The 22856-nt window shown below is 67.4% G+C and carries 6 protein-coding genes; 3 read left to right on the top strand and 3 right to left on the bottom strand.

The window, feature by feature from the left end:
• The first annotated feature begins 214 nt into the window (after window positions 1-214).
• Entirely contained in the window at window positions 215-1015 is an 801-nt protein-coding gene (locus ACWEO2_RS36865) for a carboxymuconolactone decarboxylase family protein (protein ID WP_452409596.1), read from the top strand.
• A gap of 5 nt (window positions 1016-1020) precedes the next feature.
• Here the strand turns inward: ACWEO2_RS36865 and ACWEO2_RS36860 are convergent, their stop codons facing one another.
• On the bottom strand, window positions 1021-2181 hold the full coding sequence (locus ACWEO2_RS36860) for an MFS transporter (protein WP_452409595.1): 1161 nt from the start codon (window positions 2179-2181) through the stop codon (window positions 1021-1023).
• Between the two features lie 76 nt (window positions 2182-2257).
• Between ACWEO2_RS36860 and ACWEO2_RS36855 the strand changes: the two genes are divergently transcribed.
• Together ACWEO2_RS36855 and ACWEO2_RS36850 are read left to right on the top strand one after the other, a co-directional pair.
• On the top strand, window positions 2258-3040 hold the full coding sequence (locus tag ACWEO2_RS36855) for a helix-turn-helix domain-containing protein (protein WP_452409594.1): 783 nt from the start codon (window positions 2258-2260) through the stop codon (window positions 3038-3040).
• Between the two features lie 571 nt (window positions 3041-3611).
• Entirely contained in the window at window positions 3612-4910 is a 1299-nt protein-coding gene (locus tag ACWEO2_RS36850) for a helix-turn-helix domain-containing protein (protein ID WP_452409593.1), read from the top strand.
• A gap of 54 nt (window positions 4911-4964) precedes the next feature.
• On the opposite strand, the gene ACWEO2_RS36845 is transcribed toward ACWEO2_RS36850, so the two are convergent.
• Window positions 4965-5237: an MbtH family protein gene (locus ACWEO2_RS36845; RefSeq protein WP_452409592.1), complete on the bottom strand. Its 273-nt coding sequence runs from the start codon at window positions 5235-5237 to the stop codon at window positions 4965-4967.
• Window positions 5209-22856 (bottom strand): non-ribosomal peptide synthase/polyketide synthase (locus ACWEO2_RS36840; protein WP_452409591.1); only part of this gene is annotated, 17648 nt, incomplete at its 5' end. The genes ACWEO2_RS36840 and ACWEO2_RS36845, both read right to left, overlap by 29 nt.

Genomic DNA, 22856 nt, shown 5'->3' with positions numbered 1-22856 from the left:
AGGTCGTCACTACTTGTGCGGGGATGCCACTGCTTGTGCGACAGCCGCCGCTGGGGCTGAGATCTGGGCCACGCGGTGGCTTAGATCTGGGGATTGCGGTCGCCTAGATCTGGGGATTGCGGTCGGTGATGACTGGGCCATGTCAGGGCTCCCGGCCAGCCGGGGCGGATCAGCACTTGCGTTGGAGTGCACTCCAACTTTTAGAGTTCGGGGCATGACGAACACACAGGCCTCTACCAGCAATGATCGCTTCGAGCGCGGACTGGAGCTGCTTCGGCAGGTCGGCGGAAAGGAGCGGCCCGCGGTGCTGGACAGCCTCGCGGATATCGCACCGGACCTGGGGCGGCTGACCGTCGAATTCGGGTATGGCGACATTCTGTCGCGGCCCGGACTGACCTTGCGGCAGCGGCAGTTGGCGACCGTGTCGGCGCTGGCGGCGATGGGAAATGCGGCGCCACAGTTGCGGTTCCACATCGACGGGGCGCTGAATGTGGGGTGCACGCGGGAGGAGATCGTCGAGACGCTCATCCATGTCAGCGTGTATGCGGGGTTCCCTGCCGCGCTCAACGGGCTGGCGGCGGCGCGCGAAGTGTTCGACGCCCGCACCGATCTCCCGGCACCGGCCGAACCGGCACCCGCCCCGGCGGGTGACCGGTTCGAGCGCGGGCGCGCGAAGCTCGCCGAGATCGATGGGCACGCGGGCGAACAAGTTATCGACTCGCTGCGCGATATCGCACCGGATCTGGGGCGCTACATCATCGAGTACAGCTTCGGCGATATCTACTCGCGCCCGGGCCTGGACCTGAAGACCCGCGAAATGGTCACCATCGCCATGTGCACCGCACTCGGCACCGTCGCGCCGCAACTGGGCGTGCACATCCACGGACTGCTGAATGTCGGCGGCACCGAGACCGAGGTCGTCGAAATCATCACGCAGATGGTGGGTTACGCCGGATTTCCCGCCGCGCTGAACGGAATCGCCGTGGCGCGTGCGGTTTTCGCCGAGCGCGACTGACGCCATCAGCGAGCTGGTTCCGGCAGCAAAGCGGCCAACGCGATCGCGACGGCGGGTATGAAACACAGTGTGGTGAGGACGGCTTGGGGACCATGGCGATCGGCAATGGCCCCGAGCACCGGCACGAACAGCCCGCCCGCGCTGACCGCCAGACCCAATGTCACGCCCGCGGCGGTTCCCGGCCGCGTCGGCAGATAGTCCTGCCCCAGCTTGACGAATACCGCGAACGGCATGTTCACAGCAATACCGGCGAGGGCCGCGGCGATCGATCCGAGTGCTGGATTCGGGCATATGCGTAGCACGATCATTGCGGGAATCGCTGCCGCACTGCCGATTTGGACAGTGCGCAGCATGCCGATGCGATCGGCGATCCGGCCGCCGACCAGCGTTCCCGCGAGACCGCCGACCAGAAATGCGGCCAGGGCGACGCCCCCGAGCGTCCGCGACGCCCCGAGATGATTGATCCAGTACAGCGCGATGAAGGTGTTCATACCGGAGTACGTGGCCGAGCGGACGACCTCTACCGCGGTCAGCACGAAGAACGGCACCCAGCGGTCACGTCCATCGATTCGCCTCGGCGTCAAGGTGTTTCGCGTGCGTCGCTGCTGGTGCCGCCACAGCACGAACCCCATCAAAACCGCTGGCGGGATGAACAGCGCGGTAGCCCCGACACCGAGTGATACCAGTGCCGGTGTCGCCAGCGCGGGTGCGAGGAAGAATCCGGCGCTGCCGCCCGCCGCGAAGAAGCTCATGGCGCGGGCACTGTCACCCGCCGCCGCGCGCGCATCGCGTCCGGCGGCCGGATGGAATGCGGCCACACCGAGTCCGGAAAGCAGCAGCAGCGCCCACACCAGCGGATAGGTCGGCGCCAACCCGGCCAGGCCCGCCCCGAGTCCGGCCACCGATACCCCGGCCGGTGCCAACCACAACAAGCGCCATCGATCGGCAAGCACGCCCAGAATGGGTTGCGGCAGTGCACTTCCCAGTGTCGCGGCCAATGCGAGACCGGAGGCCGCGACGTAGCTGTAGTCCCGTTCCAGCACGAAGAACGGAATGCTGGCGGGCACCAGCCCCTGATAGAAATCGTCGACCATATGCGCGATGGCCCAGTGCCGCATGCGCCGCCAGTCCGATACCGCCGGTGCGGCCTCGACGGTCTCCACCATGACCTGTCCCCTCTCGTCGTCCGCAGTCAGCGTAAGAACGGTCGGGTGCGGCAGACTTCCAATAAAGTGCCAAAATGTGTCGCTTATCAGCCATAGTCTGGGCGCGCCGACGGCGACCGGCGATCTGCCCGGCGGATCACAGATCGACCGGCATCGGCACACCGAACATCAGATCGTGTACCCGAGCGCGGGCGTCGCGGAGGTCCGCACCGACGCGGGCAGCTGGATCGCACCCGCGGACCGCGCCATCTGGATACCGGCCGGATGCTGGCACGAACATCGCTTCTACGGCCCCACCCGATTCCATTGCGTCGCTTTCCAACCCGACCAGATCACCCCTGCGGACCAACCGGGCATCCGACCACCCGTCGCCGAATCGCCGCGCGATGCCGCGGTCATAGCGGTGAACCCGCTGCTGCGCGAACTGATCATCGCCTGCTCGACCCCCGAGGACCTGCCCGCCGACGAACTCGCCCGCCTGCGCCAGGTGCTACTCGACCGCATACACCGCAGCTCCGCACAACCCCTGCGCCTACCCGCCGCCGAGGACGCCCGACTGCGCCGGGCCTGCACATTGGTGGAGCGCGACCTCACCACGGTGTGGACACTGGCCGAGCTCGGCAGACACGTCGGTGCGAGTGAACGCACCCTCGCCCGCCTGTTCCGCACCGAACTCGCCATGACCTATCCGCAATGGCGCACCCAGCTGCGCCTGCACCGCGCGGTGCAGCTGCTGGCCGAATCACTTCCGGTCACCGCCGTCGCGCACCGCTGCGGCTGGGCCAGCGCCAGCGCCTTTATCGATGTCTACCGTCGCACGCTCGGGCATACGCCCGGCGCCTACCAACGACGCCACTGAGCATGCTGCGCGCCCGATCTCGGTGCGGCGCTCAATAATTGAGCGCCGCACCGGAACCCCTCATCAGGGCATCGGGCTACTTCTCGGCGGTGCGCCGGAAGCAGTGTGCGGACGCGGCCAGGTACTGCCGGCAGCGGGCGCCGTGGCCAGCGTGGACAGACAGGATGAAACGGGCCCGGTCGTCGCTGAGACCCACTGGTTCTTGACCGCAATCACGGCTCTGCACCAGCCACAATTCCCGGATATCCGAATGCAAAACGTCCATTGTTCACCTCCGCGAAAAGATAAGTGCACCCGGCACCGGCAACCCCGCCGAAGCCCGCCTTCAACGCTGTTGGATCGGAGCAGCGTCGGGACCGTGCGTCGGGCCACGCCAGAGTCAGCGCCCCCGAAAGGGTTTGGGGCACAAACCCGGTGCCGGGTACTGCTTCAGCGTGCACGTTGCGATTCGATCGATAACAGAGCCGAATGCGGTAAATGCGAGTAATTTCCGATTGAATCAGCCTGGTACGAGGAAGCGGGACCTATGGTTGAGGTCGACTGGACCGGCGAAGACGTACACGCTCTTCGCATGGCGATGAAGCGAAGTCGCTATGAGTTCGCGCGCTTGGTGGGCGTCACCCCGCGCACCGTGATCTTGTGGGAGAACGGCCGGACAACCCGGATGCATGCCGCAAGCCGACGTTTGCTCGATCGAGTGCTATCGGAGGCCGATTCGGTCGTCATCGCGCGATTCGAACGCGCGATCGCGCCAGACCCACTGACAACCCGTGATATCGGAGATGCGAGCGCGGCGCTCGATCGGATACAGCTCGGTAGGGACATCGGGCTCGACAAGGAAGTCGAGGATGACGACGTGAGAAGGCGATTACTGCTGGCCTGCATCGGCGCGGGCCTGGCGGGGCAGGCGGCCGATATGGTCGCCAGCGAACCGGAGAAGATGCTCGCGACCCTGGACGCCGGGTCGATGAGCGAGCGGCGGCTCGGCTTCTTCGAGCAATCCGTCGAAGCCCTCGGCGCCCGGGTGGTGCAGGTGCCACCGCACGAGTTGCTGCAACTCACGCTCGACCAGTTCCGCGCGGTCCGTGGCAGTCTCGCGGAACGCCAGGCCACGCACCATCAAATCCGACTGGTCCGTACCGCGGGCCGCCTGGCGAATGTCGTCGGCGAAATTCTGTTCAATGAGGGTCATTTCGGGCAGGCGCGAATGTGGTACACCACCGCAATTCATGCCGCCCAGGACATCGGCGACCGCTATTCCGAGGACATCGCACTGGCGGGATTGGCGTATTTACCTACCTATAGCGATAATCCGAAGGAAGTTTTGAACCTGCTCGGCCCGCGCCTCGAAGAAAATCCGGGCCATGGTCCGGCGGCGGCCTGGCTGTGGGGAATGGCGGCCCGCGCGCACGCCAGTCTCGGCAATTTCGACGGCTTCGCCCGCAGTATCGCAAGATCGGAGCAGGCGCTGGAAAATGTTCCGGCAGACCAACTCTCGATCGGCATCTTTTCCTTCCGCCCGGAGAAGCTGGCCTTCTATCAGGCCATCGGCTACTCCCGCCTGGGCCGCACCGCGGAGACCGCCCGCGCCGCCGCGCGAGCTATCGAACTCTACGACCCCAGCGAGACCATGGAGCCTGCGCTGGTCCGGTTCGAACACGCCACCGCCCTGCTCGGCTCCGGCGAGGTGGACGAGGCCTGTGCGGTGGCCACCCGCGCGATCACCAACGGCCACACCTACGTCGGCCTCACCGTCACCAAGCGCGCCCAGCAATTCGACTCTGCACTGTCGACCTTCCAGGGCCGCGCCGTCGCCGACTGGCGCCAACAAGCACGAATGATCATCAACTCCCCCCGCACCCGAGTTTGAGGGGCGGGGCGCACCGGTCGGCAGGGGGGATGTGGACCGGCGCGCCCCACCTATTCAGTTGGCTTCGGGGTGCATTGCGGCGATCAGGGAATTCGGGCGCATATCGAGCCAGTGGGATTCGACGTAGTCGAGGCAGGAGTGGCGGGGGGCCGCGCCGTGGGCGATGGTCCAGCCGCCGGGGACGGCGGCGAAGATCGGCCACAGTGAGTGCTCGCCCTCATCGTTGATCAGGACGTAGAACTGGGCGTTATCGTCGTCGAAGGGGTTGGTCACGGGAATTGGCCTTCCTGGTAGGGGTTCAGGTCCGGTCGGCGTGCGCCAAGACATTGGTCAGGACGTGGCCGATGCGGGCGAGGGCGGATTCGGAGGTCATGCGCCAGTGCGAGGCCTGCACGGCGTGGTTGTGCACGGTGCCGTCGATGGCGTCGGACCAGCTGGCCGCGCCGGTGGCCCCGGTCGGATCGTCGAGTGCGGCGGTGAAATAGACGAGATTGCCCTTATAGGGCCGTGGGCGGTAGCGGGTGATGAGCTCCAGGGAATGGGTACCCGCATCGAGCACGCGGCCGAGTCGATCGAAGCCGAAGGAGGCGAACGGTTCCGGGAGATCGGCAATGCGGCGGGCGAGTTGGGTGCGGTCGAGTTCGGTATCGGTTTCGTCGGCCTGTTCGCCGAGTAGTCCGCCGAGCAGATCGGCCACCGGGACCGTCGCCGTCTCGTCCACCGTGACGTGCAGTGAACTGTCCATCATGGCCAATATCGCGACCTGCTGGCCCTGGTCCTGCAATTGGTTCGCGACGGCGTGCGCGAGCACACCGCCGAGCGACCAGCCCAGCAGGTGGTAGGGGCCTTCCGGCTGTACCGCGCGGATCTCGCGGACATAGTGCCCGGCCCAGTTCTCGATCGAATCCGGCAGCGCCGCCGTGGAATTCAATACCGGGGACTGAATACCGTAGATGGGGCGCTCGGGATCGATATGCGCGGCCAGACCCGCGAACGACCAGGCGACGCCGCCGACCGGATGGATACAGAACAGCGGCTCGCGGGACCCGCCGGGCCGCAACGGAAGTAGCACATCGAAGGCGGCCTGTGCGTCGACGCGGCCGCGACCGGAGCGGTGCAGTTCGAGTTGGGTAATGAGATCGGCGGGTGTCGGTGCGGCAAACAGCCACACCACCGGGATCTGCTCGGCGAGAGCCGAACTCAGTTGGGTCGACAGTCGAGTGGCGAGCAGCGAATTGCCGCCGCGTTCGAAGAAGTTGTCGTCCATACCGATGCGCTCGGCCGCCAGCACCTCGGCAAAGGCGGTGCAGACCAGCTGCTCCAATTCTGTTTCCGGAGCGCGGAATTCCCGGGTGCCCAGCTCGGGCCGGGGCAGCGCGGTCCGATCGACCTTGCCATTCACATTGAGCGGCAGAGTTTCCAACCGCATCAGCACCGTTGGCACCATATAGCTCGGTAGCACCTCGGTCAGCGCGGTGCGCAGCGCCGTCGGATCGACCGGCTCGGTAGCGGTGAAATACCCGACGAGCATGGCGTTATCGCCACCTTCATGGGCGACGACGATGGCCTCGGACACCATCGGACGGGAACGCAGCGCGTGCTCGATCTCGGCGAGTTCGATGCGATAGCCGCGCACCTTCACCTGGAAATCGCGGCGCTGCACATATTCGAGATTGCCATCCGCACCCCAGCGGACCATATCGCCGGTCCGATAGATTCGCGTGCCCGGGGCGCCGAACGGAGAGGCCACGAAGCGTTCCGCGCTCAGGTCGGGTCTGCCGTAATAGCCGCGGGCCAGTTGCGCACCGCCGAGATACAGCTCACCGGTCACCCCGGCCGGGACCGGATGCATCCGGTCGTCGAGCACATAGACCTGGTTCCCCGCCTCCGGTGTGCCGATCGGGACCACCGCGTGCCGAAGGGCCGGGCCGGTACGGAATCGGGTCACCGAGACCGCGGCCTCGGTGGGGCCGTATAGATTATCGATCCGGGCCGCAGTAAGCGCCCGAATGCGATCGACGGTGTCTGCAGGCAGTGCCTCACCGATGACGAGCAACCGGCGCAGCGATCTCGGCAACCGCCGGTCCTCGCCGACCTCCGCCAGCATGGCCAATAGCGATGGCACCAGCGTCACGGTGGTCACCGAGGCGCGCCGGATCAGATCCAGTACCCCCGCCGGATCACGCTGCGCGCCCTGCGGTGCCAGCACAATGCGGGCACCGGTGCGCAAGGCCAGCCAGAATTCCCATACCGACAGATCGAAGGCGGCGGAGGTCATCAGCAGGGTGGCGTCGTCGGCGTCGAGTGCGTATTCCGATTGCAGCCAGTCCAATTGGTGCGCCACCGCGGCGTGCGGGACCGCCACGCCCTTCGGCGTTCCGGTCGAACCCGAGGTGAAGATGACATAGGCGGTATTCGCCGGGGTCAGCGGCGTCACCCGTTCCTCGGCACGCACCGGACTGCTGTCGAGAACACCGGCCGCGATCGAGATATCCAGCACCACATCGTGATCCGCCACGCCATCGGGCAGCATCGGCCGCTCGGCCGAGGTCAGCACCAGCGCCGGGCTCGCGGCGGCGAGTACGCTCGCGGTCCGGTCCAACGGATGGGTCGGATCCAACGGTACATACGCACCGCCAGCGGTAACCACCGCGTACATTGCGGCCAGCAGCTCGACACTGCGCGGAATGGCCAGGGCTACCAGCGATTCCGGGCCGATACCGCGCCCGATCAGTGCGCGGGCCAGCCGGTTCACCCGGGCGGCGAACTGACCGTAGGTGATCGTCGCGCCGTCGTCGACGATTGCCACCGCATCGGGGGTCCGCACGGCCTGCGCCTGGAATGCCGCGATGAGCGTGGCCGGTGCCACCTCGTGCTCGCTTCGATTCCAGGTCACCAGCATGCGTTCGCGTTCGGCCGGGTCGAGCAGGTCGAGATCGCCGACCGGCACCTGCGGTGCGGCACAGATCGCGGCCAGCAGGCGTTGCAGGCGACCCGCGAAACCGGCGACGGTCGATTCGTCGAACAGTGCGGTCGCGTAGGTGATCGATGCGGCCATCCCCGCCGGATCCCCATCCGCGTCGTAGCGGTCGGTCACCACCAGATGCAGATCGAATTGCGATATCTCGGAATCGAAATCGGCTGCGGTAGCGGTCAATCCGTCCAGTGTGAACGCGGCCTCGGCCTGGTTGTGGAAGGAGAAGCCGACCTGGAACAGCGGGTGCCGGGCGGTGGAGCGCTCCGGATTCAGCACCTCCACCAACCGCTCGAACGGCACATCGGCATGTGAGAAGGCGGCGACGTCCGCGGCACGCACCAGATCCAGCAGTTCGGTGAAGCCCGCGCCCGCATCGACCGGCGTGCGCAGCACCAATGTGTTGACGAACATGCCGACCACATCATCGAGTTCGGCCGCGCCCCGGCCCGCGACCGGAGTGCCGACGGCGATATCGGCGGCTCCGGACAGACGTGCCAGCAGTACCGCGAATGCGGCGTGCAGCACCATGAACAGCGTCGCGCCGGTGCCGCGCCCCAGATCGGCCAGCGCCGCCTGCATTTCGGCGTCGATGGTGAAATCGACATGTCGGCCGCGGGTGGAGACGATGGCGGGTCGCGGCCGGTCGGTCGGCAGGGTGAGTTGCGCGGGTAGTCCGGTCAGGGTGTCGATCCAGAACCGGAGTTGCTGGGCGAGCAGCGAATCCGGATCGTCCTCGCTGCCGAGCAGATCCCGCTGCCAGCGGCTGTAATCCGCGTACTGCACCGGCAGTGGCGCCCACCCGGGCTGCCCACCCTGTTTGCGTGCGGCATAGGCGACCATCACGTCACGGGCCAGCGGGACCAGTGACGAACCATCCGCGGCGATGTGGTGCACGACCACGACGAGCACATGCGCACCGAGGTCGGTCGGCCCCTCGACCGGACGGAACAGCCGGGCGCGCACCGGAACCGCCTCGGTGACATCGAATCCGCCGCCGACGAAGTCCACCACCGCCGAGGTCATATCGTCGACCGGCACCGGAATCGGCACCAGCACCGGCACTTGCGCCTCCGCCATGGGCAGCACCACCTGCACCGGACCGCTCTCGCGCTGCGGGTAGACGGTGCGCAGCACCTCGTGGCGCTGCACCACGTCGGTGATGGCCGCATTCAGCGCCGCGATATCCAGATCACCAGTGAGCCGCACCGCGAGCGGAATGTTGTAGGCGGTGGACTGCCGGTCGAGGCGGTTCAGGAACCACATGCGCTGCTGGGCGAGCGATAGCGGCACCGGATCGGTTCCGGTGCGCCGGGTCAGTGCCGGACGTGCGCGCACCGCGGCCGGATCGGTGGCGACGGTATCGAGGGCGGCAGCCAGGGCCGATACCGTCGAGTTCTCGAAGACCAGCCGCACGCCGACCGACACATCGAGGCGCGCAGCCAGTCGCGCGGCCAATTGTGTTGCGGTCAGCGAGTTTCCGCCGACGGCGAAGAAGTCGTCGTCGGCACCGACGGTGTCCAGGCCGAGCACATCGGCGAAGACCTCGGCCACGATCCGTTCGGCCGCCGTCTGCGGCGTGCGGAAGGCCGCGATACGGAACTGCGGCTCAGGCAGTGCCTTTCGATCCAGCTTGCCGACGGGGGTCAGCGGGAGTTCGTCCAGGACCATGATGGCGGCGGGCACCATATACGCGGCGAGCGCGCGTCCGGCGAAAGCGGTCAGCTCGGCGGTGTCGATCGTCCGGCCCGCCGCGGCGACCACATACGCGACCAGCGAGACGGTGCCAGCGGCGTCGGTATGTCCGACGGTCACCGCGAATTCGACGGTGTCATGGGCCGAGAGCACCGCGTCGATCTCACCGAGTTCGATGCGCAGGCCGCGCACCTTCACCTGATAGTCGGCGCGTCCGACGTACTGGATCGCGCCGGTCGCGGTCCAGCGCACCAGATCACCGGTCCGATACAACCGCCCACCCGCCGGGCCGTACGGATCGGCGACGAACCGATCCGCCGAAAGTCCCGGCCGCGCGTGGTATCCGCGGGCCAGACCCGGCCCGCGCAGATACAACTCGCCGGTCACCCCGTTCGGGACCGGCTGCAACCGGGTATCGAGCACCACCGCGGACATGCCGTGGATCGTGGTGCCGATATCGAACCGGCCCGGTCGCAGCGGTGCGCTGATATTGGTGATGATGGTGGTTTCGGTCGGCCCGTAGGCGTTGTGGAAGGCCCGCCCGCTCCCCCAGCGCTGCACCACATCCGGGCCGTAGGACTCGCCGCCGACGATCAGCTGCTTCAGTTCGGGCAGCTCGCCGGGATCCAATGTCTGCAGCACAGCGGGAGTTATGAACGCATGACTGACCCGCTGGTCCCGGATCAGCGCGGTCAATTCCGCCCCGCCGTAGACACCGGCGGGCGCGATCACCAGCGCGGCACCTGCGGACAGTGCGAGGAGCAGTTCGAGCATGGACGCGTCGAAGCTGGGCGATGCCACATGCAGGACTCGCGACGTCGCGGTGACCTCGTACCGATCCCGTTGTGCCCGTGCCACTCCCGCGACTCCGCCGTGCGTGGCGAGCACGCCCTTCGGTATGCCGGTGGAACCCGAGGTGTAGATCATCCAGGCGGGATTGGCCACCCGCACCGGACGCGTCGGCTCCGTCGCGCTGAGTGGGGCCGCACTCGTATGCCGCATGCGCGCTGCCGTGCCGGGTGCGTCGAGAACCAGCCATTCCACGGTCTCCGGCAGTGCCGATCGGCAGGCGGTCAGGGTAAGACCGACGGTCGCACCGGAATCGGACAGCATATGCGCGATCCGGTCGGCCGGATAGGTGGGATCGACCGGTACGAAGGCCGCACCGGTCTTGGCCACCGCCCATACCGCGAGGATGGACTCGGCCGAACGCGGGATCGCCACGGCGACGAAATCCTCGGCGCCGATGCCGTGCCCGATGAGCATCCGCGCCAGTCGGGACGACTGCTCGTCCAAGGCGCGGTAGCTGAGTTCCCGATCCTCCGAAATCAGTGCGAGCGCATCGGGATTCATTGCGACGGCCTCGGCCATCAACTCGGCGAGGGTGCGCGGCGGGACCGGTGCGTCGCCGCGCCTGCCGAGCAGTTCGGCGCGTTCGGCCGGAGCCAGCACATCGGTCGTGCCGACCGGCGCGGACGGATCCGCGGTGAGTGTGCCCAGGACCCGGCCGAATCGACGCAGCAGCGCAGCGGCGGTGGCCGCGTCGAACAGGTCGGTGGCGTAATTGAGTTCCACCGCGAGGTGACCGTCGGCATCGAGTTCGGCCGCGACGGTGAATTGCAGATCGAACCGGGCCACCGGCTCGTCGAAGGCGACGGCCGCCAGCTCCAGACCGGACAGCGTGAATGCCTCCGCGCCGGTATTCAGATAGCTCAGCGCCACCGTGAACAGCGGATGCCTGGACTGCGAGCGCTCGATGCCGAGTTCGTCGGCGACGCGTTCGAAGGGGACGGTGGCATGGGCGAACGCGGCCAGATCGACCGTTCTGGTCTCGGCGAGCAGATCGGCGAACGAACGTTCCGGATCCGGATGCGTGCGCAGCACCAGGGTATTGACGAACATGCCGACCAGATCGTCCAGCGCCGCGGCGCCGCGTCCCGCGACCGGGGTGCCGATGGCGATATCGGCCGAACCCGAGAGCCGGGCCAGCAGTACGGCCAGCGCGGCATGCACGACCATGAACGGGGTCGCGTTGTGCCGCAGCGCGAGTTCGTGCACCCGGGCGCCGACACCGCCGCCGATCCGGGCGTGCACATTGCCGCCGCGCTTGGATGCAATGGCCGGGCGGGGCCGGTCGGTCGGCAGCGCCAGCTCATCCGGCAGATCGCGCAGCGCCTCGGTCCAGTACGCGAGCTGCGGAGCCACGACCGCGTCCAGCTCGGCCGTCTGCCACAGCGCGTAGTCGGCGTACTGCGCGGCGAGTTCCGGCCAGCCGGGAGTACGGCCGAGCGCTCGGGACAGATAGGCCGACAACAGATCTCGCAGCAGCGGTTGCATCGAATAGCCGTCCGCGGCGATATGGTGCAGCACCGCGACGAGCACATGGCTGGTCGCATGTTCACGCAGCAGCACCGCGCGCATCGGCACCTCGGCGGTGACATCGAAGCCCGCAGTGAGGAATTCGGCGATCCGCTGGTCCACCGGACCGTCCGGGGTCTCGACCGTCAGCCGCACCGGAGCCGATTCGGCGGGCAGGATCACCTGGTGGCCGGTGCCGCCCGCATCGGCCGGATACACCGTGCGCAGCACCTCATGACGTGCGACCACATCCGCGAACGCGGCACACAGCGCCGCCGCGTCCAGGTCACCGCCGAGCCGCACCGCGACCGGGATATTGTGCGCGGCCGAATCCGGATCGAGCCGGTTGAGGAACCACATGCCGCGCTGCACCGGCGCCAGCGGAATCAGCTCCGGGCGTGGTCCGGCGAGCAATGGCAGCACCTGCTCGTGTGCGTCGGCATCGGCGGCCAGCCGGGCGGCGAATGCGTGCACGGTGGGTGCCTCGAACAGCACCCGCACCGGCACGCGGCGACCGAGCCGCTCGCTCAACCTGGCCAGCACCCGGGTGGCGATCAGTGAGTTGCCGCCCAGGTCGAAGAAGTTGTCGTCGGCGCCGATCGGCGTCCGCGCCAGGACCGTCGCGAAGGCCTCGGTCACCAGTCGCTCGGCCGGGGTGACCGGCGCGCGGTAGGTAACTCGGTCGAATACCGGTTCGGGCAGTGCATTTCGGTCCAGCTTGCCGGAGGCATTCAGCGGGAATTCGGCGAGCACAATGATTGCCGACGGAATCATGTACGACGGCAACGCATCCGCCGCGGCGGCCGAGGCGGCGGCACGGAGACCGTCCGCATCCGGCGCGGTACCGATGACATAGCCGACGAGCTGATCGCCGGTATCCGTGGCGACGACGCGGGCGGCCGCCTGTGAAACACCGCGCACTGCAGCGAGTACCGCCTCGATCTCGCCGAGTTCGATGCGCTGGCCGCGGAATTTCACCTGGAAATCGGTGCGGCCCAGGTACACCAGTTCCGGGGTGACACCGCTGGTATCCCAGCGCACCAGGTCGCCCGTGCGGTACATGCGCTCGCCCGCCGGGCCGAACGGGTTGGCGACGAAGCGATCCGCCGTCAGATCCGGCCTGCCGTGATAGCCACGGGCGAGCTGCGTCCCCGCAAGGTACAACTCCCCCGCCACACCCGGCAAGGTCGGCCGGAGCCTGGAATCCAACACGTATACCCGGCTGTTCCACTCCGGATTGCCGATCGGCAGGACGGCACGGTCGATATCGCCGGTGACATCGCGGTAGGTGATGCTCACCGCCGCCTCCGTCGGGCCGTACAGGTTGTGCAGACGGGCGTCGCTCACCGCATCGAAGGCACGCACGGTCTCGCCGGGCAGCGCCTCACCGATGACGAATACCGTCCGCAGTGTGTCGAGATCAGCGCGCACTCCGGCGGTTCCGATATGCCCGGCGAACGCGCTCAACATCGATGGCACGAAATCGGTGACGGTAATGCCGTATTCGCCGATCACCGCGCTCAGGTAGCCGGGATCGCGGTGGCCGTCCGGGGTAGCCAGCACCAGGCTCGCTCCGATGCGCAGCGGCAGGAAGTAGCCCCAGAGCGAGACATCGAAGGTGGTCGCCGTCTTCTGCAGATACACATCTTCGGCAGTGAGCCGGTACTCCGACTGCATCCACGTCATCTGGTTGACGATCGCGGCATGGGAGACGCTGACGCCTTTGGGCTTTCCGGTGGAGCCGGAGGTGAAGATGACATAGGCCGGGTTGCACGGGTGGATCGGCGCGGTGCGCTCGTGCACCGCGATCGGATCGTCGGTGTAGCCGTCGAGTGCGACGGTATCGACGAGCACCGTCGCACCGGTGTAGCCGAAATCCGCGCGATCGCGCTCGGTGGTGAGCAGCACGGCCGGTGCCGCGGTATCGATAATGTGCGCAATGCGCTGCACCGGATGATCCGGGTCGATCGGCACATACGCACCGCCCGCCTTGAGCACCGCGTACATCGCGACAACCAGATCCGTCGAACGCCGAATCGCCAAGGCCACCAGTGACTCCGGGCCGACACCGATCGCGATGAGATGCCGGGCCAGCTGATTGGTCCTGCGGTCCAATTCGCCGTATGACATGGTGTGGCCGGTGCCCGCGTCATCGGCCGCGAAGACCAACGCGGTGTCCTCTGGTGTCGCGGCGGCCTGCGCCTCGAACTCGTCGAGCAGCATCTCCGCGACGAATGCGGTATGCGCGGAGTCGTTCCACGCGGTCACCACCCGGTCCAGCTCACCGGATTCGAACAGATCGATATCGCCGACAACCTGCTCCGGATCGCCGATCACCGCGGTGAGCAGCCGGGTGAAGCGGGCGCCGAAGGTCGCGATGGTCGTCTCGTCGAACAGGTCGGTGGCGTAGGTGAACCGCAGCGCGTCATCGGTGACGGTCAACTGCAGATCGAATCGGGTCGTCTCGTAATCGATGTCGTATTCGGTGACCGCGACGCCCGCCATCGCCACCGATACCGGTGCGAGATTCTGGAAGAACAGCGCGATCTGGAACAGCGGATGGCGCGCCTCGGAGCGCGGTGGATCCAGCACCTCCACCAGCCGCTCGAACGGCACATCGGCATTGGCGAAGGCATCGAGGTCACCATTGCGGACGCGACGCAATACCGATGCGAAGGAGTCGGCGCCGGGCACCCGAGTGCGCAGCACCAGGGTGTTGACGAACATGCCGACGAGATCATCGAGCGCCGCCGCGCCACGACCGGCGATGGGCGCGCCGATGGCGATATCGGCCGTGCCGGACAGGCGCGCGAGCACGGCGGCCAGCGCGGCATGCACCACCATGAACGGACTGGCGTCGTATTGCGTTGCGACGGCGGCAATTCCGTCGCGGACCGCCGCATCGAGCCCGATGGTGATGCTCGCGGCGGCATGGCTGGCGACGGCGGGACGCGGCCGATCCGATGGCAGATCCAGTTGTGCGGGCAGCCCGCCGAGCGCGTCCTTCCAGTAGCGCAGTTGCCGTGCGGCCACCGATTCCGGATCGTCCTCGGCACCGAGGACTTCTCGTTGCCAGAGTGCGTAATCCGCGTACTGCACACCCAACTCGGTCCAGGTGGGCGTGGTTCCGGTGGCGCGCGCCGCGTACGCGACGGCGATATCGCGGGCCAGCGGCGTCATCGAAAAGCCGTCCGCCGCAATGTGATGCACCACCAGGGCGAGCAGGTGTTCCCGATTCGACAGCGTGGCCAGGCCGATGCGCAGCGGTACCTCGGTGCTCACGTCGAAGGGTGTCGCGACCAGATCGACCAGTGTGGCAGCGATATTCGACGGATCCAGTCGAACGATGTCCGGCACCTGTGTGCGGTCCAGAACCTGTTGGTAGCCGGTGCCGTCGACATCCGGATAAATGGTGCGCAGCGTTTCATGCCTGGCGATCACATCGGCGATGGCGGCCTGCAGCGCGCCGGTATCGAGATCTCCGGTGAGCCGGATGGCGACCGGAATATTGTTCACCGTCTCGCCCGGATCGAACCGGTTGAGGAACCACATGCGCTGCTGCGCTGGCGAGAGCGGGATCAGGTCGGGACGTGGTCGCGCGGTCAGTCGCGGACGGCCGCCGGTGCCGGTGAGCCGTGCGGCGCGCACGGCCAATCCGGCAACATTCGGGGCTTCGAACAGCATCCGCACGGGGACTTCGGCATCCAGTGCCGCGCCGAGCCGGGCCGCCACCTGGGTGGCGAGCAGCGAATTGCCGCCGAGGGCGAAGAAGTTGTCATCGAGGCCGATCCGCTCGACGCCGAGCAGATCGCCGATGATCTCGGCGACGGTCTGCTCGGTCTCGGTCGCGGGTGCCCGGTAGGCGGCGACCTCGAATACCGGTGCGGGCAGGGCGGTGCGGTCGAGCTTGCCGGAGGCATTGAGCGGGAAGGCAGCCAGCACGACGAAGGCCGAAGGCACCATATAGGCGGGCAGCTCGGCCGCCAGCTCCACACGCACCGCGTCGATATCGACAGACCCGCCGACCAGATACCCCACCAGCTGATCGCCGAGACGATCGTCGGATCGGACGACGACAACGGCCTGGTCGACCGCATCCAGTGCGGTGAGCACGGCTTCGATCTCGCCGAGCTCGATCCGCAACCCGCGCACCTTCACCTGGAAGTCGGTGCGGCCCAGGTATTCCAGCTCGCCATCGGCATGCCACCGGACGAGATCACCCGTGCGATACATCCGCTCGCCCGCGGCACCATGCGGATTCGCAACGAACCGGTCAGCGGTCAATTCCGGCCTGGCCACATAGCCGAGCGCCAATTGCGCACCGGCCAGATACAGCTCGCCGGGGACGCCGACCGGCGCCGGACGCATGCGCGCATCCAGCACCAGCAGCCGGGTATTGAACACCGGCCTGCCGATCGGCACCGACACCGTATCGACGTCGGTCACCTCATGGAAGCTGACATCGACCGCGGCCTCGGTCGGCCCGTACAGATTGTGCATGCGGGCGCCGGTCAGTTCCCGGGTCCGCTGCGCGATCGTCGCGGGCAGCGCCTCACCGGAGGCGAATACCGCACGCAGCGTCCGACATTCGCGCACCCGCGGTTCGGCGAGGAATACCGCCAACATCGACGGTACGAAATGCGCGACGGTAATCCGCTCATCGTCGATCAATCGAGCCAGATAGGCCGGATCACGATGGCCGTCGGGCCGCGCGAGCACCAGACGCGCGCCGACCCGCAACGGCCAGAAGAACTCCCAGACCGAAACGTCGAAGGTCGCCGGGGTCTTCTGCAATACCGCGTCCTCGGCGCCCAGACCGTACTGCGCCTGCATCCAGACCAGCCGATTGACGATCGCGGCATGCGATACCGCGACCCCCTTCGGACGTCCCGTCGATCCGGAGGTGAAGATGACATACGCCGCGTGCCCCGGCGCCAGCACACCGAGCCGATCCACCGTGGTCAGCGGTGCTGGCGAGTATCGGGTCAGATCGAGTCGATCGATCCGGACCTGCGGCGCCACACCGACTTCCAGGTCTTGTCCCGCGGTGAGCACCAATACCGGCCGCGCGGTCTCCAGTACGTATTCGATGCGATCCGCCGGGTGGTCGGGATCCAGCGGCAGGTACGCGCCACCGGCAACCGTCACCGCGTACATGCCGACCACCAGGTCCAGCGACCGCCGCATGCCGAGCGCGACAATCGCATCCGGTCCGACGCCCTGGCCGACCAGCCAGCGCGCCAGTCGGTGCACCCGATCGGCGAATTCGGCATATGTCAGCGTCGCGGAGCGACTCGTTGAGGGATGGTGGTCGGGCGACGGGTGGGCCAGCGTCGAGCGGTGGTCGTCGGGCGACGGGGCGGCAGGACTGCGTCCCTCGAAGGTCACCGCGATGGCGTCGGGTGTCCGCAGCACCTGTTCCTCGAACAGCGATACCAGGGTCTGCGTGCCGTCTACCGGGAACGACGTATCGTTCCACCGTTCGAGCACCAGCGCGCGCTCGGCGTGATCGAGCAGTTCGATATCGCCGACGCGGACGGTGGCATCGACCACGACCGTCTCGAGCAACCGCACCAGGCGGGCCGCGAACGATTCCACCGTCGTCGGGTCGAACAGATCCGTCGCATAGCGCATGACCGCGCGCAATGCGGTGCCAGCGCCCGCCGCGTGCTCGGCGAGTTCCAGCGCGAGGTCGAATTGCGCGACCTGGTTGTCGATCGGGTAGGCGGCAACCTCCAAACCGGGCAGGCGCAACACCGTATCGTCGCGGTGCTCGTAGGTCAGCAGCGTCTGCACGATCGGTGCATGGGCCTGCGAACGCATCGGATTCAGCTCATCGACGAGCCGCTCGAATGGCAGATCGGCATGCGCGAAGGCGCGGATATCGGTGGCCCGCACCCGGCCAAGCAGTTCGGCGAAGGTTGTCTCGGCCGCCACCTCGGTGCGCAGTACCAGGGTGTTGACGAACATGCCGACGAGATCGTCCAGCGCCTCTTCGGCCCGACCGGCAACCGGGGTACCGATCGCCACATCGTCCACGCGCGCCAGGCGGGCCAGCAGGGTCGCATAGGCGGCGTGCAGGACCATGAACGACGAGACCCCGTGCTTGTGCGCCAGCTCCGCGATGGCGGCGGTCAGCTCGGCGGTGATCGCGAACTCGACCGCGGCCCCGCGCCCGGATGCGACCGCCGGACGCGGCCGATCGGCGGGCAGTTCCAGGACCGGGGCGAGTCCGTCGAGTTCGGTGCGCCAATGCGCGATCTGGCGGGCCAGCACGGATTCCGGATCATCGGCCGAACCGAGCACATCGTGCTGCCACAGCGTGAAGTCCGCGTACTGGACCGGCAGCGGCCGCCACAGCGGTGCTTCCCCCGCGGTGCGGGCGCTATAGGCCACCATCAGATCCCGGGCCAGCGGGGCCGTCGAGACGCCGTCGGCGGCAATGTGGTGCACCACCACGACGAGCACATGGTCGTCGGGCGCGACCCGGAACAGGTCGGCGCGCAGTGGCATTCGCGTGCGCAAATCGAATCCGACGGCCGCGACGCCGACAACCGCTGCGGCGAGTTCGGATTCGGCGATATCGACGCGCGGCAGCGCCAGCCCGGTGCCCTCGGCCAGCACCACCTGTACGGGACCGGTGCCGTCATCGGGGAATACGGTGCGCAGCGACTCGTGCCGGGTCACGACATCACCCAGCGCCAGGTGCAGCGCCCGCTCGTCCAGTGCGCCGGTAAGGCGAATGGTGATCGGAATGTTGTAGACGGCCGAGTCCGGATCGAGTCGGTTCAGCAGCCACATCCGAGTCTGGGCCAGCGACAAGGGAATGCGGCCCGAACGCGCCCTGGCCACCAGTGCGGGGCGGGTGGCGTTCGCGCTATCGGAATCGGTCACCCGAAGAGCCAATGCGGCCACCGTCGGAGCCTCGAAGATCTCGCGCACGGTCAATGCGCACCCGAATGCGGCATTGGCGCGGGCGACCAGACGCATGGCCAGCAGCGAATTCCCGCCGCGGGCGAAGAAGTCGTCATCCGCACCGATCCGCACACCACCGCCGATGAGATCGGCGATGAGCACGGCGAGCACCGATTCGGCGCCTTCGCCGGGTGCCCGGAATTCCGTTGTAGTACTGGACACTTCGACGGCGGGCAGGGCGGCGCGATCGAGCTTGCCGACCGTGGTGAGCGGCATCTCGTCGAGCACCACCAGATGCGCGGGCACCATATACGCGGGCAGGTGGTCACGCACCTCGGCGAGCACCGCCTCCGCCGACAGCTGCGCCCCGGTGACATAACCGACCAAACAGTCGTAGCCGGAGGTGTCCTGAACCAGCACCACCGCGGCATTCGTCACGCCCGCAACGGCGGTCAGCGCGGACTCGATCTCGCCGAGTTCGATGCGCTGACCGCGCAGCTTGACCTGGAAATCATTGCGGCCCAGATAGACCAGGTCGCCCCCGCGATTCCAGCGCACCAGATCACCGGTGCGATACATCAATCTGCCGGGCACCCCGAACGGATCGGCCACGAACCGCTCGGCGGTCAGCCCGGCCCGTCCGTGATAGCCGCGGGCCAATTGATCGCCCGCGAGATACAGCTCACCCGCCACACCGATCGGCACCGGTCGCAGCCGCGCATCCAGCACATAGGCGCGGGTATTCCAGCACGGACGGCCGATGGCGACATCACGGCCGGATTCGGCGTCGGCATCGGTGAATTCGTGATAGACCGCCGAAATCGCCGCCTCGGTGGGGCCGTACGCATTGTGCACCGCCCCACCGACGTGTTCGCGAATCGCGGCGAGCAGATCCGGCGTGAGCGCCTCACCGCCGCAGTGCAGGTGTCGGAAGGAACCCAGCGCATCCCCCATGCCCTCACCGATCAGCGCCGCGAGTACCGACGGCACATATTCGGCGATGGTGATGCCGTGCTCGCGCAATAGTCCGGCGAAGTAGGCCAGGTCGAGATGGCCGCTCGGGCGGGCGATCACCAGTGGTGCGCCGACCGCGATGGGCAGGAAGCATTCCCAGACCGAGACGTCGAAGGTGAGCGGAGCCCGCTGCAGAATCCGGTCATCCGTGCTGACGCCGTAGCGGAATTCGAGCCACCGCAGCTGATTCATGATGGCGCGGTGGGTGACCGCGACCCCCTTGGGGCGGCCGGTCGAACCGGATGTGAACAGCACGTACGCCGTATTGTCCCGGCGCAGTGGCGCGCGGCGCTCCGGAAGCGTCCTGGCATCGAAGCCGGTGAGGTCGAGGTCGGCGAGGTCGACCACGCGCACGCCATCGAGTTCGGGCAGCGCCGCACCGCCGACCGCCAGCACCAGAGCCGGTGCGGCGCTGTCGATCACCTGCGCGAGCCGGTCGGCCGGATGGGTCGGATCCAAGGGCAGGTAGGCACCGCCCGCGCGCACGATCGCGTATATCGCCACGAGCATGTCGACCGACCGCAGCGCGGCAAGGCCGACGATCGTCTCCGGTCGCACATCCGCCGAAATCAGCCACCGGGCCAGGCGGTTCACCCGGGACTCGAATTCGGCGTAGGTCACCGCGGTGTCCTCGAAACGCACCGCGACGGCGTCGGGGGTCGCGGCCACCCGGGCGGTCAGCAGATCGTCCAGGGTCGCCGACGGCAGCGACCGGGCGGTGGCATTGCGATCCGCGAGCAGCAGTCCGCGTTCGGCCACCGACATCAGCTCGACATTGCCGACGGGTGTGCGCATATCGCGGACCATCGCGCGCAGTACCCGTTCGAAACCGGAGCGGAACCCGCTGACGGTGTCCTCGTCGAAAAGGTCCAGCGCGTAGTGCACATGGATATCGATGCCGTCGGCTGAACCGTCGGCGGCGTAGCGGTCGGTCAGCGTCCAGTCCAGATCCAGCTGGATCGGCGCGGGACCGATATCGAGTGCGGCAATGGTCAATCGGTGCAGCTGGAAGTCCGGCTTGGACTGGTTCTGCAGCGTCAGGGCCACCTGGTACAGCGGCGCATGTGCCTGCGAACGAACCGGATTCACCACATCGACGAGCTGTTCGAAGGGTACGGCGGCATGATCGAAGGCGGCCAGGTCGGCCGTGCGGACCGTGGCGAGCAGGTCGGCGAGCGTGGCCTCGGCACGCACCTCGGTGCGCAGCACCAAGGTATTGACGAACATGCCGACCAGATCGTCCAGGGCTTCGTCGCCGCGACCGGCGACCGGTGTGCCGATCACGATGTCATTGCTCGCGCTCAGACGGCTCAGCAGTACGGCGAGTGCGGTGTGCAGCACCATGAACGGGGTGACCCGGTGCGTGGCCGCCAACTCCTGGATGCCCTGGTGCAGATCGCGGTGCAGGCGGCCGGTTATGGCGCCGCCGCGGTTGGAGGCCACCGCGGGCCGCTGCCGGTCCGCGGGCAGGGTCAGCACCTCGGCGACGCCGGCCAGCCGCTTGGTCCAGTACTTCAGTTGATGGGCGAGCAGCGAACCCGGCTCGTCGGCCCGGCCGAGTGCGGCGCGCTGCCAGATCGCGAAGTCCGCGTACTGCACCGGGAGCGGGCCCGAGGACGGGGCGACACCGGCACAGCGGGCCACATAGGCGGTGGCCAGATCGCGGGTCAGCGGTGCGAACGACCAGCCGTCCGCGGCGATATGGTGCACGACGAACAGCAGCACGTGCACCTGTTTGGCGGGGGTGCACTGCGACGCCACCGATTCGTCGTCGATGCGCAGCAGCCGCACCCGCAGCGGCACCTCGGTCGTGACATCGAATCCGGTCTGGGCCACCGTGGCGATGAGTCCGGGCAGCTCGGCCGCCGGTACCGAGCGGGCCACGAGCTCCACCAGCTTGGTTCCGGCGGGCAGCACCACCTGCGTCGCGGCGCCATCGTGTTCGGGATAGATGGTGCGCAGCGTCTCGTGCTTGGCGATGACATCGGCAATGGCACGTTCCAGCGCTGGCACATTCAGGACACCGGTCAGGCTCAGCGCGAACGGAATGTTGTATCCGCCACTGGCCGTATCGAATCGGTTCAGGAACCACATGCGCTGCTGGGCGATGGACAGCGGAATCGGCTCGCGGCGCTCCTGGGCGGTCAATGGCGGCACCGCCGGTGGCGCGGTTTCGATATCGTCCGGGCGGGTGATGGTGATCCGGCGGGACAGTTCGCGCACCGTCGGGGCGTCGAAAATGGTGCGCACCGGGACATCCACGCCGGTCGCCCTGGTGAGCCGGGCGGCGAGCTGGGTGGCGATCAGCGAATTGCCGCCGAGGGCGAAGAAGTCGTCGTCCGCACCGACGGTCTCCACATTGAGCAGGGCGGTGAAGGTCTCGGCGACCAGGGTTTGCGCCGGCCCACTCGGTGCGTGGAACTCGGTGGCGACCAAAGCCGGTGCGGGCAGGGCTTTTCGGTCCAGCTTGCCGGAGACGGTAACCGGGAAATCGTCGAGCACGACAAAGGCGGACGGCACCATGTAGGCGGGCAGCCGCCGCACCAGCTCGGCTCGGACGACATCGGTATCGACTCCACCATCTGCCACCAGATAAGCGACCAGCTGATCGCCCGTGCCGTAATCGTCTCGGGCCAGCACGACTGCCTGCGCCACCGCGTCCTGCGCGGTCAGCGCCGATTCGATCTCCCCGAGTTCGATACGCAGACCACGCAACTTCACCTGGAAATCGGTGCGGCCCAAATACTCCAACTCACCACGCGCGGTCCACACGACCAGGTCACCGGTGCGGTACATACGCTCGGCAGTGCCGAACGGATTCGCAACAAACCGCTCAGTAGTCAAATCGGGGCGACCAACATAACCGTGCGCCAACTGCGCACCCGCCAGATACAACTCACCCGGAACACCGGCCGGTACCGGACGCAACCGCGAATCCAGCACGTACACCTGGGTGTTGAACACCGGGGCGCCGATCGGCACCGAACTTA

It is taken from the genome of Nocardia sp. NPDC004278, assembly GCF_053602975.1.
The sequence above is the reverse complement of the archived record's forward strand: the minus strand, read 5'-3'. Positions and strand labels throughout refer to the sequence as shown.